The organism is Shewanella psychrophila (genome assembly GCF_002005305.1).
Lineage (GTDB): Bacteria > Pseudomonadota > Gammaproteobacteria > Enterobacterales > Shewanellaceae > Shewanella > Shewanella psychrophila.
The window spans coordinates 146,882-161,620 of record NZ_CP014782.1 but is presented as its reverse complement, the minus strand read 5'-3'; the positions used below and the strand labels follow the sequence as shown (position 1 = coordinate 161,620).

General features: G+C 43.4%; 15 protein-coding genes. 11 read left to right on the top strand and 4 right to left on the bottom strand.

Going from position 1 to position 14,739, the window contains the following annotated elements:
* The first annotated feature begins 2 nt into the window (after positions 1–2).
* Entirely contained in the window at positions 3–851 is an 849-nt protein-coding gene (locus tag sps_RS00780) for a glycosyltransferase (protein WP_077750734.1), read from the top strand.
* Between the two features lie 95 nt (positions 852–946).
* On the opposite strand, the gene sps_RS00775 is transcribed toward sps_RS00780, so the two are convergent.
* On the bottom strand, positions 947–1,696 hold the full coding sequence (locus tag sps_RS00775) for a glycosyltransferase family 25 protein (protein ID WP_077750733.1): 750 nt from the start codon (positions 1,694–1,696) through the stop codon (positions 947–949).
* Positions 1,697–1,805: 109 nt separating this feature from the next.
* Positions 1,806–2,807, bottom strand: coding sequence for a hypothetical protein (locus tag sps_RS00770; RefSeq protein WP_237157970.1), 1,002 nt, complete (start codon positions 2,805–2,807; stop codon positions 1,806–1,808).
* Positions 2,808–3,118: 311 nt separating this feature from the next.
* On the opposite strand from sps_RS00770, the gene sps_RS29180 reads away from it, so the two are divergent.
* Together sps_RS29180 and sps_RS00760 are read left to right on the top strand one after the other, a co-directional pair.
* Positions 3,119–3,832, top strand: coding sequence for a hypothetical protein (locus sps_RS29180; protein WP_077750731.1), 714 nt, complete (start codon positions 3,119–3,121; stop codon positions 3,830–3,832).
* Positions 3,781–4,308 (top strand): hypothetical protein, encoded by a 528-nt coding sequence (locus sps_RS00760; protein ID WP_077750730.1) that lies wholly within the window; start codon positions 3,781–3,783, stop codon positions 4,306–4,308. Before sps_RS29180 ends, sps_RS00760 begins: the two co-directional genes overlap by 52 nt.
* Here the strand turns inward: sps_RS00760 and sps_RS00755 are convergent.
* The gene (locus sps_RS00755; protein WP_077750729.1) at positions 4,288–5,343 is read right to left on the bottom strand and encodes a glycosyltransferase family 9 protein; all 1,056 of its coding nucleotides are present in this window, start codon (positions 5,341–5,343) and stop codon (positions 4,288–4,290) included. The two genes, sps_RS00760 and sps_RS00755, sit on opposite strands and share 21 nt — an antisense overlap.
* A 260-nt stretch (positions 5,344–5,603) precedes the next feature.
* Between sps_RS00755 and sps_RS00750 the strand changes: the two genes are divergently transcribed.
* The 5 genes from sps_RS00750 to sps_RS00730 all read left to right on the top strand — a co-directional run bounded on the left by sps_RS00750 (position 5,604) and on the right by sps_RS00730 (position 9,795).
* Complete coding sequence (locus tag sps_RS00750; protein ID WP_077750728.1) at positions 5,604–6,404, top strand: glycosyltransferase family 2 protein; 801 nt, start codon at positions 5,604–5,606, stop codon at positions 6,402–6,404.
* A gap of 44 nt (positions 6,405–6,448) precedes the next feature.
* Positions 6,449–6,994 (top strand): dTDP-4-dehydrorhamnose 3,5-epimerase, encoded by a 546-nt coding sequence (rfbC, locus tag sps_RS00745; protein ID WP_077755505.1) that lies wholly within the window; start codon positions 6,449–6,451, stop codon positions 6,992–6,994.
* A 2-nt stretch (positions 6,995–6,996) separates the two neighbouring features.
* Positions 6,997–8,067: a dTDP-glucose 4,6-dehydratase gene (gene rfbB / locus sps_RS00740; protein WP_077750727.1), complete on the top strand. Its 1,071-nt coding sequence runs from the start codon at positions 6,997–6,999 to the stop codon at positions 8,065–8,067.
* Positions 8,064–8,930 (top strand): dTDP-4-dehydrorhamnose reductase, encoded by an 867-nt coding sequence (gene rfbD, locus sps_RS00735; protein WP_077750726.1) that lies wholly within the window; start codon positions 8,064–8,066, stop codon positions 8,928–8,930. Before rfbB ends, rfbD begins: the two co-directional genes overlap by 4 nt.
* A gap of 121 nt (positions 8,931–9,051) precedes the next feature.
* Positions 9,052–9,795 (top strand): 3-deoxy-D-manno-octulosonic acid kinase, encoded by a 744-nt coding sequence (locus sps_RS00730; RefSeq protein ID WP_077755504.1) that lies wholly within the window; start codon positions 9,052–9,054, stop codon positions 9,793–9,795.
* Between the two features lie 83 nt (positions 9,796–9,878).
* Here the strand turns inward: sps_RS00730 and waaA are convergent, their stop codons facing one another.
* A complete protein-coding gene (gene waaA / locus sps_RS00725; RefSeq protein WP_077750725.1) occupies positions 9,879–11,165 on the bottom strand; it encodes a lipid IV(A) 3-deoxy-D-manno-octulosonic acid transferase in 1,287 nt (428 codons plus the stop codon).
* A gap of 332 nt (positions 11,166–11,497) precedes the next feature.
* On the opposite strand from waaA, the gene sps_RS00720 reads away from it, so the two are divergent.
* The 3 genes from sps_RS00720 (at position 11,498) to tdh (ending at position 14,660) form a co-directional block, all read left to right on the top strand.
* Entirely contained in the window at positions 11,498–12,154 is a 657-nt protein-coding gene (locus sps_RS00720) for a TetR/AcrR family transcriptional regulator (protein WP_077750724.1), read from the top strand.
* A 286-nt stretch (positions 12,155–12,440) separates the two neighbouring features.
* The gene (locus tag sps_RS00715; RefSeq protein WP_077750723.1) at positions 12,441–13,634 is read left to right on the top strand and encodes a glycine C-acetyltransferase; all 1,194 of its coding nucleotides are present in this window, start codon (positions 12,441–12,443) and stop codon (positions 13,632–13,634) included.
* Positions 13,635–14,660, top strand: a complete 1,026-nt coding sequence (tdh, locus tag sps_RS00710; RefSeq protein WP_077750722.1) for an L-threonine 3-dehydrogenase — start codon at positions 13,635–13,637, stop codon at positions 14,658–14,660.
* Positions 14,661–14,739: the final 79 nt, after the last annotated feature.

The following is a 14,739-nucleotide window of genomic DNA, read 5'->3' as shown; positions in this document are numbered from 1 at the left end:
CAATGAAAAAAGCTATTTTCACTCTCGCCATAGGCGATAACCCGATGTATAGAGCTGCCGTAGATAGCTTTAAAGAGTATGGCAAGAAGATTGGTGCCGATGTCATCGTATCAGATCAATTACACTATAAAATCAATATCAATAACCCCAAGTTTGATGCCAGCCCCGCTTGGTCTGAGAAGCTGTATATTCAAGAAATCCTTAAAGAATATGATCGAGTGCTATATCTAGATGCGGATATTATTGTCACGCCTGAGGCAAGGGACATTTTTGAACTGTATCCAGATCTCGATACGGTATACATGTTTAATGAAGGCTTTCATAGAGATCGTAGTCAGCAGGCCCAACAAATTAATACTGTGCTCGGTGAAGTTGACTGGCCAAAGGAAAATAATCAGGTTGTTTACTATAACTCTGGTATGTTTTTGATCTCAAAAGAGACGGGGCTGTTTGATAATGCCAATATCGAAGAGATGCAGGCTATCTGCAATGAAGTTAAATTCTACGATCAAACTTATATCAACTATCTGATCAGAAGAGACAATATTAACAGTGTTGGTGTAGAAGCTAACTTTAACCGTATGCAGCTACTGGGTCATGATAACTATCAAGATGCCGACTTCATCCATTACTCTGGCAGAGGATATCGACAAAAGGTTCCAATGAGAGAGTTGAAGTATATCATTGATTATTGCAAACTTTATTCAGGAACATTATCAGAAGCAGAGGTCTTGAAATTTAAGCAAGAATCTTGGAATTGGTATATCTTAAAGCAAAATCGTAAAACAAAATTACCTAGAAGTTTACTGAGCTTTATTTTTGGCTTATTTCACCCTAGCCATAAATACTAACAAGCGAACCCCTTTGCTATAGCATGAATGTTCACCAAAGGGGCTTTAATACGGGAAAACCAACTGAAGATAACGCCTAACCTCTGCTCATTTAACTAAATTTTCGGAAATTTCGGCAAGTTAAACCTCGACATCATAATTTTCACTTCATAAACAGTACGAAGCAAGATACGCTTTATCGGACGTCGCTTAACTAAATCTCTATGGGTAAGGCTTACTTTTTCAATGTCACTTTCAAACTGAGTCGAATCGGTCATGGATGGGGATACTGCAAAAGCACGTAAATCTCGCTCAAACCAGTATTGAACATCCACATCTATTGGCCGAGAAATAGGCAGCGCATGTGCCAACATCTTCTCGGCACCGGAATAAGAAACCAACTGGCAAGCACCGCTTGATGATAACTTAGCAAGCTTATGCAGTTGCATATCGCTACCTAAGGACTTAGATTCAGAGATATATTTCAACTTCTTATTATGAAGTTTTATATAGTCCCAATCTAACGAAACTGTTTCAAATCGCTTTAAACATTCCACTATTTGAGGCCGTGGTAAGATGTCATCTTCAAGAATTAGCGCAAAGTCCAATTGCTCATCAACTATTTTTTTCCAACAGCTCATATGGCTCATATAACAGCCAATTTCACCTTCATTTAATTTTTTATCATACCTTCTCAAGTTAGTTTCAGTATCATAGACTTCATTAATCTGCTCTGGTGTTAGTTGATTACCCATAACACCTGAGACACGCTCAAAAGGTAAGCCTATCTCATGACAGCGCTCGGCAATTGAAGCTAATCTTTGAGGATTAGTATCCAGATTAATAATGAAAACTTTATAGTTCATACTTTACGACTCAAATAAGGAGAACTTCACACTTTAACATAGCCATCACTAGTCAGCATCTGCAAATGACCGCCTGTTAAGCGCATTAGAACCAAATTCAAGACACTCTTTAGTTATGCAATAAACGCTCAATCTCGGCCATGCCAATTTCGAGCCCACAACTCGAAGCTAAACGAGTAGTTCGACTTCCTATAGATTCATTGCTTTTGTCACTCAATAATGCCGTAAGTGCTATGCACATAGGCTCAACTTCTGCTGCACTTGTAGAAATCAGACCAGCCTTGTAGCACTTACTTATTCTACTTGGTTGATCTTTTGATACAGCGACAACCAGACTTGGTATATTGAGCGCTATAGCCTGAAGAAGAGTATCCCCTCCACTTAAAACTGCAGCTTTTGCACCTTGAAGTAAATTAATGAACTCACAATGATCCAATTGAGGAATAATTGTGACCCCCTCTATTTCAGGTAAAGACTTAGGGTAATTAGGGCCCAGCACCATGAGGCTAGGAAGACCTGTTTGAGTAAAGATAGATTTAGCAACTTGAGCAAATAGATCTGCCGCCAAACCAGACTTCAACATATGCCCTCCAGAACCAGCACTATAGAGTAGGTACTGACCAGCTTGTATACCATACTTAATTTGAAGCTGTTGTTGCTCAGCAACATCCGGCTGCTTAAAAATAGAGCCCGTAAAAATCGGGAATGAACATTTTATCAAGTTAAGTTTCAATTTATCGAAACGACTAATATCACCAATAGCAAACTCAGGTTGAACGACCCAATGACTATCGGTAACTAAAGCTCGCTCAACCTTCATACCACGAGACCGCTTCCTACGATGCTGACTGATAAAAATAACCTTTGCCCCCATGCGATGGGCGTGCTGAAGTTGGGCCTTACGCCCCGCAGCATCGAAAATAACCACATCGGGCTTAAGGTCAGTTATTAGCTGGTTAACTTCACGGGTTTTTTTAGTGGGGGTATCGTCAACTAGATGAGTTGAGTAGGGGCAGTCACGAACGTAAGAAACATGTCGATTGAGTACGAAGTCAATTTTGGCATTCGGCCAACGATTCATCACCTCATCGGCAATGATTTTAGATCGCATGTACTCCCCAATCCCTTCAGGAGTAGAAACAGGAACAAATAAAAATTTGGGTTCCAACAACATCCATTTATCCTTCATGAAAAAGCGATCTTATTAATGTGCGAGTGCAGTTATGATCCATTATTTTACCACTATTTCCATTAGCGACGCGACATTAACCCCATAATAATGATCTTAAAATTTAATGGATATTCACCAGTATGCTATCCGCTTAAAAACACGACTATAGTCAAAGTGATTTTTGTGTACATTGAATACATTTACTCAAAAATAGATGATACTCAGACAAAATCACTCTTCTCTTAAAACCTATGCCTCCTTTAACCGCTATAGAACCAAGTTTTAACTTAGAGATCTACATAGATCGTGCAACTTTACCAACAATACAGCAAATAGCCATGATAGTAGCCAATAAGAGCCCACATAAAAAACTCATTTATTGGTCACGTCATCCCCTCACGGATCGAGAGCTGTTGAAATGTATCAACGGTGAGTCATGCTGCTCTATCGACAACATTCATCACCGAGTTACAGAATTATTATCTTCATATGATAACTGCCACGTCACTATCTATGGGAATACCTATTGGAGTAAGGATATAGCGAGACTCATCAGAAGAATAAGCAAACTGCCAGGAATAAATATTAAAAAGCTTGAGCTTATCGATGATGGTTCGTCTGAATACCAAAAGATGTATACCTGGGAAAGCCTAGGGTTAAGCGCTCAAATCAAGAGCCTAACTCAAGGACAAAACAACCTACAAAACTATATTTCTGGTAGTAGTAACAGAATAGTTAGGTTCCTAACCGGCAAGTCAAATAAACTCCCCCGCTCCATAGAGAGCATCTTCAATTGGCATCAATTGTTCCCCACTACTTATCATATGCTGCGTATGGATTATCTGGAAAAGCCTGAACTCAAACAGTTAAAAAAGCACTTGATGGGTAATACAAAACAGATTAATGGGACTACATATCAAACCACTCGTTTACACAGGAACAAAAGTTACTGTTTAATAAATTGATCAACTTCAAACCTGAAAGTGTCCAATGCTACCAAGAAAATAGCTTCATGTTTATTGGTGTGGACTCAACGACTGCAAGTAGTGACTTTCAGATACGGGTAATTTCAGATTCTCTTGCGGATAAAGGGGTTATTCCTGCAATAGGAAAAATTAACTTGGTTTTTAAAGGGCATCCTTTTGCTGACTTCAACCATGAAATTATTGATGCACACAAGATGCAAGAAATGGATTCCAAAATTCCATTCGAAACCCTGATAATGGCTGAAATCTTACCTCAAAAAATTGGCGGCATGGAGAGTTCACTATACTTCTCTCTTCCTGAAAACTATAAAATAGAATATATCGTATTTGAGGGAACCGCTGATGATATCGAGAAAAATGCGCTAGCGCAGATAATACTGCACTTCAATGTCATAACACCTCAACAAATCTTTTTTCTAACCAGTTCAGGTAACTTATTTACGTGTTCGATATAGATAATCGCTTGAGAGTATATCAAACTGATTGATGACAGTTACGAGCTGTATCATGACCATCAAAGACTCACCTTTTGCTCGTTTCCCCCAAGGGATACCCCCTTCATACTGAGACTTAATCGCTTCATCATAAGCACTCACCACATTGTCCAAACTTGTATAGGGACCTGTACGCCCAGGGTTTGAATGGGCGTATAGCCCAATCACTGCCGTGCCTTGAGTCACTGCCATATGCGCTGGTCCGGTGTCGGGTGCCAGAACAATTGAGGCTTGTTTTAATACGGCCAATAATTGAGTAAGAGAAGTGTTACCAACTTGGTTTTCCAGGGGGACTGCGCAAACTTGCTCAATGCTCTTGGCTAACTCAAGCTCTAAAGGGACTGGCCCGCCACAAAGTATCACTCTGAAACCTTTAGATATCGCATGCTCTGCCACCGCGGCGTAGCGTTCAGGTAACCAGTTGCGTTCCGCCTTACTGGCGGCGGCGCAGATAACTAAGGCTTTATCGCCATCGGGGATCATCTTCTTAGCAAACTCGGTATCGGCTAAAGGTACGGGAATATCCCACCTAGGAGTGAGATCTGTCACCCCGATCGCTTTAGCGAAGCCCATGAAGCCTTCGAGTACATGAGGAGTGGCAAGAGGCTCGACACTCTGATTAGTCACCAGCCATTGGCCCTCTTTCGCTCGTGCGCGATCGAAACCGACCCGAACCTTAGCAGATATTGCTAATGAAGCTATGGTCGCTCTCAAAGCCACTTGCATATGCAGCAGCACATCGAACTTTTTCCCCGCCAAATCCTCACGTAACTTGAAATAGCTACGCCAGCCCAGTGACTTATCAAAAATGACAAACTTGATCCCGTTCAGATGCTTAAGCAACTGATATTCGACCTTGCCGATAATCCAAGTGATCTTAAGCTTAGGATATTGCCTCTGTATCGCCTGTACCATCGCCACGGCATGACACACATCGCCGATTGCAGACAAGCGTAACAAACACAGAGAATTGATATTATCTAGATTTAAGCTCATAAGGCCAGAGAGTTAGAAAAGAACCCACAGAGTTTAATTGAAATTGGAGTGAACTAACAAGACTTCCTTGAGCCAGCGCTACCTGACGAATAAAATACAAATAATCTGCTCTAACAATCTATTCTAATAATAAAATCAAACTCACGCCTACTTTCTAAGATATTTACAGGCTCGACGGCTTCATTTGAAAAGACTTAACAAGTATAATTCATTTACAGTACAGTACAGCATGAGAAAAATTCGCACCTGGACCCTAGCAGATGACAGTATCTTTAATTATTACTACTTATAATTGGCCTAAAGCACTAGATAGGGTCTTGAAAAGCACGTTAATACAATCAATTAAACCTGATGAAATCATCATTGCCGATGACGGTTCGAGTGAAACAACCAAGCATGTCATAGATAAGTATAGAGCTCAAACTTGTATTTCAGTTATACACAGTTGGCAGGAAGATAAGGGGTTTAGAGCAGCTCGAAGTAGAAATAAAGCAATATCTAAATCAAGCATGGATTACATTATTCTTATCGATGGAGATATGGTGCTAGAGCGACACTTTATAGCTGATCATATAACGCATTCAGAATCCGGTTTTTTTTCCGTAGGGAAACGTGTCAGATTATCGGAAAACATGACTAGTAAGCAATTATCACTCCCATGTGAAATATCACCATTTAGTAAAGGAATTTCGAGAGGAAGGGAACATTCGATACGATTACCATTTGTGTCCAAGCTATTCAGCAAGACTCAAATAAATTCAGTTAACAGTATACAAAGCTGCAATATCGCATTCTGGAAGCATGATGCAATCAATATTAACGGTTTTAACAATGACTTTATTGGTTGGGGCCCAGAGGATCAAGAATTTGCATTACGATTGTTAAATAATGGTATTTTAAGAAAAAATATAAAGTTTAGTGCCATTGCATTCCATCTCCACCACAAGGAAAATTCTAAAGGAATGCTAAAAGTGAATACTAATATTTTTAAGCGGTGTCAGGCTAAAAAAGCTAACTGGTGTAAAAATGGATTAAACGAATTTTCTAAGACTAAGTCCTGATATTGATAAATACAGTGACACTCAGCTCAGAACATAATGACCCTATGATTATCACCGACACACCAATTGCAGATCTAAAACTACTCTCACCTCGAGTCCATGAAGACGAACGCGGCTATTTCTGCGAAACTTTCCGAGACGCTTGGTTTAAGCAGCAGATAGCCGATGTGACTTTCGTACAGGAAAATCATAGTCGGTCGATAAAAGGCTGCTTGAGGGGATTACATTTTCAATCACCACGCAGCCAAGGCAAGCTGATACGTGTGATCGTTGGCGAGATATTCGATGTCGCGGTCGATCTTCGTGAAAACAGCCCGACTTTAGGCCAATGGTTCGGTACATATTTATCGGCAAAGAACCGTCACCAGATGTGGATTCCTGCAGGCTTTGCCCACGGATTTTATGTCACCTCAAGTGCTGCAGAGATAATCTACAAGTGTACCGCGTATTATGCCCCCGAGTTCGAGAAAATCCTCGCCTGGAACGATGAAACTCTTGCCATAGACTGGCCTTTAGAGGGGCAATTACCCAAATTATCAAACAAAGATAATCAGGGGCTTTCCTTCAACGCTATGACCAAGGGCAGGTAATTGTGGATACTCATAGTAATAAAACAATTTTAGTCACTGGCGGTGCAGGCTTCATCGGTTCTGCATTAATACGTTTCCTCATAAATGAAACGTCAAATACCGTCATCAATTTAGATAAGCTGACCTATGCAGGCAACCTTAAATCGCTGACCAGTATCGAGGCCAACCATCGCTACCAGTTTATCCATGGTGATATCTGCGACCGTGAGCTTATCGATTGCTTATTGACCCAATACACCCCAAATATAGTCATGCATCTCGCCGCCGAAAGCCATGTTGATCGATCAATAAACGGCTCGGCAGAATTCATTCAAACCAATATTGTCGGTACCTACAGCCTCCTAGAGACTTGCCGCAATTATTTTGCTCGATTAGATGTCGCAAAACAGGCGACATTTAGATTTCACCATGTCTCAACAGATGAAGTCTTCGGCGAATTAGGAGACACTGGTTTGTTTACCGAAAATAGCCCTTACCAGCCTAGCTCGCCCTATTCGGCAAGTAAGGCGGCTGCAGATCATCTTGTGCGCGCCTGGAGCCGCACCTATAAACTACCGGTCGTACTCAGTAACTGCTCGAACAACTATGGCCCTTATCAATACCCAGAAAAACTCATCCCTCTGGTACTGCACAAGGCTTTAGCTGGCGAGCCCCTGCCCATATATGGAGATGGTCAACAGATCAGAGACTGGCTCCATGTGGAAGATCATGTGCGGGCACTCTACCTTGTAGCCTTAAGGGGAAAACTCGGTGAAACCTACAATATTGGCGGCGGTAACGAGCGGACTAATCTGGAAGTAGTGACGAAAATATGTGAGCTGTTAAACACACACATCTTAGATAAACCCCAAGGTATTTATGACTTCAAACAACTCATCACTTTTGTGACTGATAGGCCAGGTCATGATCAACGCTACGCCATAGATGCCAGCAAAATAGAGCAAGAATTGGGCTGGCAGCCAGAGCGAAGTTTTGAATCTGGCTTAACCAGCACCTTAGACTGGTATATCAATAACCCCGCATGGTACCAACAGCTCATAAGTTCAGATAAACCTGATGTTCTGACTCGATGAAGTCGATATCACGCGCACTCATCATAGGCAAGCATGGTCAACTGGCTCAGGCTTTAATCGCCAGCAAGCCAAGATGCATCGATGCTACGGTCATGGGGCGAGATGATGTCGATATCGGCTCTGTAGACTCAATTTTAGCCTCGATTGAACTGACCCGCGCCGATCTTATTATCAATACCGCCGCTTATACCCAAGTCGATGCAGCAGAATCACAGCGAGGCCAAGCATTTTTAGTCAATCGAGATGGCGCAGGCAATATCGCACTAGCAGCTAAGCAGAGCCAGATACGTTTGATCCACCTTTCAACGGATTACGTATTTAACGGTCTGCAGAATAAGGCCTATTCGGTAAACGATAAGCCAAATGCGATCAATGTATATGGCACCTCTAAGCTAGCCGGAGAGCAAGCAGTCCTAGCCGCTAAATATGAGGAAGCCAGTATAGTTCGCAGCTCTTGGCTCTACTCCCCATTCGGCACTAATTTCGTCAAAACCATGCTCAGACTTATGGGAGAAAAGTCAGAATTATCGATTATTGATGACCAGACATCCTGCCCTACTTCTGCCTCAGAGCTAGGCCAGTTCATCTGGGCTTTGAGCCAACAAGAAAACTTAGCCCCTATCTACCACTGGAGTGATGCAGGCAAGGCAAGCTGGTATCAATTCGCCTTGGCCATTCAAGATATAGCACTGAATTTAGGAAAACTCGATACTCGTATTCCAATTAAGCCTATTTCATCCAAGCAGTTCTCAAGTGCAGCATCGCGGCCCAAATTTAGCTTACTCGATATAACAAACTCCCAGCAGATAATGATAGCTAAACCATGGCAAGAGAATCTATCACTAGCACTGAAACAGCTATAATTTTTTCGAATCATGCTTCTTGATGTAGAATGAGCTCAGACCGAAGGCTTCACTTTATTTTTAATCACTTAAGTCAGATTTTATGCCAGCTAATGTTCAAGCAGATCAACCCAAGATAACCATGCAGATAAAGCAGACCAGCCGAGGCGCTATCGCATATTGCGTAACCGCCGCACAAGCAAGCACCACTGAATGGTTCGATGTTAGTTTCTGGCAAGAAAAATCGGCTGTCACAGGCTCATCGAAAGGGCGCTATACCACCTGGTTTGTGAAACCAGCTCTCCAAGCGCCTCAGAATGAAGAGCCGGCAGATAAAGAGAGTGAATGGGTATTACGTCACTATTATCGCGGCGGTCTGATAGAGAAGTTAAGCAAAGATAAATATCTGTTCACTGGATTACACAAGACCCGAGCCGTAGCTGAGCTTGCTCTACTGACCCAACTCTTTAATGAAGGCTTTGCCGTGCCCAGACCCATCGCTGCCAATGTTGAGCGTAGCGGCCTGTACTATCGCGCCGATATCATCATCGAGCGAGTTGAAGGTGCACAAGATTTGGTGGCCAAGCTAAGCAAAGAAGTCATGACGGACGATCAGTGGCAACAATTAGGCCACTGCATAAGTAAGTTTCACCAACGCGGTGTCTATCATGCCGATCTCAATGCCAAGAATATTCTCATCACAGATGATGAATTCTATCTTATCGATTTCGATAGAGGAGAGGTTCGAGCGCCAAATGCTAAATGGCAAGGTGCAAACCTTGAACGCTTATTGCGCTCGTTCAACAAGGAGAAGGGAAAGCTCCCTTCTTTGGCATTCACCGAATCTGACTGGCAAAGCTTGATGAAAGGTTACTCGAAACCTTAGGTCGAACTATTCATTAGTATTAGCTAATTAATCCTTCGGCAGAGCCTACCGCTACCAAAGTAGCATTTGGACTAACCTAATCACTAATGAATTTTTCTCCCTTCTTGTGAGTCGATCAACTGTTTCGCCAGCTCAAACTGCTGCTTCAGCGCGCCTCTATTAGCGGTGACTACCTTAAGCCCAGCCTCGCTGGCAGCTTCATAGGCCGAGCTATCATTGAACTTACCTATCAACTCACAGGCGAGTTCACTACCCGAAGCAATTACCTTCAATGCTCCGGCACTTTCGAGCAAACCTGCTATTTCAGCGAAATCCCAATGCTGTGGACCAACGAATACCGGTAGGCCCAATGCTGCAGGCTCCAATGGGTTATGACCACCGTTATCGATCAAGGTGCCACCGACAAAGGCTTGATCCGCGGCGCCATAGAAGGTGAGTAGCTCCCCCATAGTATCGCCTAATAGTACTTGAGTATTTGACTGGACTGACTCATTTAAGCTTCGACGAGCTAAATTTAATCCAGCATCAGAAATCTTACTTGCGGCGGCATTAAACTGCTCTGGATGCCGGGGGACCATGATAAGCAAAGTATCAGGCTTATCCGCTAAAACCTGACGATGAGCATTCAAGATCGCTTCGAACTCCCCAGGGTGCACACTACCTGCAACCCAAATAGGACAATCGATCTTCTGCCACTCCCGGCGCAATGCTTTTGCTTGCTCAATGTTATCTGCCGATATGGTGATATCGAACTTTAGGCTGCCACAGACACTGATATTTTCTGGTTTGACGCCTAAATCGATAAAACGCGCCGCAGCCAGCTCTGATTGAGCCGCTATTCGATCTAGGCTATGTAACATGGGCAAGGTCAGTGTGGTTTGTTTTCGATATTTTCTCGCCGATTTTTCAGATAAACGGGCGTTCGCCAACATCAATTTCACTCCAGACTTCGATGCCTGATGAACCAGATTAGGCCAGAGTTCTGTCTCCATGATGATGCAAGATTTAGGCGCGACCTGTTTGAGAAAACGCCTGACACAGATTGAGATATCGAAGGGTAAGTAGCAGTGCTGCACACTATCACCAAAGGCTTTTATCACTTCGGCCGAACCGGTAGGGCTAGTGGTCGTCACAGTGATTGTTAACTGGGGAAATACTTTCTGAATCGCTTTAATCAAGGGCACTGCCGCCAATGTCTCCCCCATGGACACACAATGAATTAACAGATCGCTTTGCCTAAGCGATGTCAGGCCAAACCTCTCACCCCATCGGCCTCGATAATCAACGCTCTTTATCCCACGTATGGCTAAATACAACACCAACAACGGTAGTAACAGATATAGCAAGGCGGAATAGCAAAAACGATTCATAGGATCAGGTACTTAAAATATTTGGCAGTTGAATATGCAATGCTATCACAGCACTAAACCCAGTGATAATGTCACGGGACAAGTCTCTAGCACTCAAGCTGCCATCACGATGCCTACAACTTAACCCTATATAGCCTGGGAGCTACAAAAGAGCAGTTAGAATTACTGGTCGGTTCAGCGATTCTTTTCATCTCACCTAATATCCTTTACATCTGACGCACTTACTACAACCAATATTACAGTATCTAACAAATGAGTTTTGCCTGATGAATTCCCTCAGTGCTAGTATGTTTGTCAACTAAGCTATTAAGTAAAATGCCATTAGGACGAAGATGAAAACCCGCGATAAAATTATACATGCCAGCCTGGAGCTGTTTAACGAGCATGGTGAAAGGACTATCACCACCAATCATATCGCCGCCCACCTAGGCATAAGCCCAGGCAACCTCTATTACCACTTCCGTAATAAAGAGGACATTATTCGCTCTATCTTCTCCCTTTACGAAAGTCACCTTGAGACTAGCTTTCAACCTTATGAAGGCGAACCCGTCAATATCGATCTCTTGATAGGCTACTTCGATGCCATCTTCTATGCCATGTGGGAATTTAGGTTCATGTATGCCAACCTCACAGATATATTGAGCCGTGATGATGAACTAAAAAGGCAATACTTGCAGGTTCAGCAACAAGTACTCGCTCGCAGCAGCCATGTCCTGAGTAAACTCGAGCAAGATGGTGTAATAGCTATCGAGCAAGATGAGATCCCTCCTCTGGCTGAAACCATCAGAATGATCGTCTGTTTCTGGATCAGTTACAAACAGACCCATTCTCCAGATATAAAAATCACTAAATCTTCACTCTACGAAGGACTGCTGAGAATATTGATGTTATCTAAGGCCTATTCGACACCAAATTCACGCTCAACATTTGTCAGACTCGAGCAGCATTACCAAGAATTAGCCCAATCTCCAGTCGAAGAACTAGCCTAAAACGCATATCGCCGACTCATTGTCGGCGCTATTTCTCTCCAAAATGTTAATCACAATAACGCCATCTTAGCTTTTCAATCCCTTCTACAATCACAGCTTAAATAGATATAACAGCCAGACTCCCTTCATTTGTTACGGATTAGTTTTGTTGATGTGAAAACATCACTAGCCCTAAACTAATTCATCTTGCTATCACGGGTAAAAAAAAGGCTGTAGGGCGAGCAGCTTTAAGGTTAAAATGCCGCCACTCCAATACTCAAAATAATGCTAATTAAGGAGAATTCAGGTGGCAACGACCTCATTCTACGACCAGATCAATCAACAACTTGCTGAAGTGAAAGCCGAAGGCTTATATAAGAGCGAGCGCATAATAGTCTCTCCTCAGCAGACCGAAATCCGGGTTAATGATGCAGAAGTAATGAACTTCTGTGCAAATAACTACCTTGGTTTAGCAAATCACCCTGAACTGATCAAGGCTGCGCAAGGCGGTTTAAACGATCATGGTTTCGGTATGGCTTCGGTCAGATTTATCTGTGGCACCCAAGACATACACAAGAAACTTGAGGCTAGCCTCAGCGAATTTTTGGGCATGGAAGACACCATTCTTTATTCATCTTGTTTCGATGCCAACGCAGGTCTATTTGAGACCTTGCTTAGTGCGGAAGATGCCATCATCTCTGACGCCCTGAACCACGCATCGATTATCGACGGTGTGCGTCTTTGTAAAGCGAAACGTTTCCGTTACGCCAACAACGACATGGCAGCCCTCGAAGAGCAGCTTAAGGCAGCTAAAGAAGCAGGTGCACGTAACATATTGATCGCCACAGATGGTGTGTTCTCTATGGATGGCGTTATCGCCAACCTTAAAGGTGTATGTGACCTTGCCGATCAATATGGCGCACTAGTCATGGTCGACGACTCCCACGCCGTCGGCTTTATCGGTCAAAATGGCCGAGGAACTCACGAATACTGTGAAGTAATGGGCCGCGTAGACATTATCACGGGCACCTTAGGTAAGGCACTCGGTGGTGCGTCAGGTGGATTCACTGCGGCGAAGAAAGAGGTCGTAGACTGGTTACGCCAGCGTTCACGCCCATACCTATTCTCTAACTCTTTAGCTCCTTCTATTGTCACCGCCTCTATCCATGTGCTCGAGATGCTAAAATCAGGTCAGGCACTGCGTGAAGCAGTTTGGGAAAATAGCCGTTATTTCCGAGAAAAAATGACTGAAGCCGGCTTTAACTTAGGCGGCGCCGATCACGCAATCATTCCAGTAATGATTGGTGATGCTAAACTGGCTGGTGACTTCGCTAATCGTCTACTCGAAGAGAACATCTATGTGGTTGGATTTTCTTTCCCTGTAGTTCCTAAGGGACAGGCACGTATCCGCACTCAAATGTCTGCAGCTCATACTAAAGAGCAATTAGATAAGGCTATCGAGTCATTTACTCGCATCGCTAAAGAGATGGGTATTATTTAAATGAAAGCATTAAGCAAGTTAAAGCCTGAGCAAGGCATCTGGATGGTCGATGCACCTAAACCAAAGCTGGGGCATAACGATCTATTGATCAAGATCCGCAAGACAGCCATCTGCGGTACCGACGTACATATCTACAACTGGGATACCTGGTCGCAAAATACCATTCCGGTACCTATGATTGTTGGACATGAGTATGTGGGCGAAATAGTCGAAATAGGCCAGGAAGTCCGTGGTTTTACCATTGGCGATCGCGTCTCAGGTGAAGGACACATCACCTGTGGCCACTGTCGTAACTGCCGTGCGGGTCGAACTCACCTATGCCGTAACACTTCAGGTGTCGGTGTTCATCGTGATGGTGCTTTCGCAGAATATCTAGTTATACCAGCATTTAACGCGTTTAAAATCCCCGATGATATCTCAGACGATCTTGCTTCTATCTTCGATCCTTTCGGCAATGCCGTCCATACCGCACTCTCTTTCGACTTAGTCGGTGAAGATGTATTGATCACCGGAGCGGGTCCTATAGGTATTATGGCCGCCGCAGTATGTCGTCATGTTGGTGCTCGCCATGTGGTGATCACCGACGTAAACGAATACAGACTCGAGCTAGCAATGAAGATGGGCGCGACTCGTACGGTCAATGTAGCTAAAGAGAAGCTGGAAGATGTCATGGCTGAACTTGGTATGACAGAAGGCTTCGATGTCGGACTGGAGATGTCTGGTGTACCGAGTGCATTCCACTCTATGCTAGATACCATGAATCATGGCGGAAAAGTCGCCATGCTAGGTATTCCAGGCGATGACATGGCCATCGATTGGAGCAAGATTATCTTCAAGGGATTGATCATCAAAGGCATCTACGGTCGTGAAATGTTCGAAACCTGGTACAAGATGGCGAGCCTGATCCAATCGGGTCTGGATATCTCACCTATCATTACCCATCACTACAAAGTCGATGACTTTCAGCAAGGCTTCGACGCCATGCGTTCGGGCCAATCAGGTAAAGTTATCCTCAGCTGGGATTAACTTCTTGTCATAGTGCTAAGGGGCTGTACTATTGCGGCCCCTTATCGCACAATTAATCTATATCCTCATTTTTTGCTGT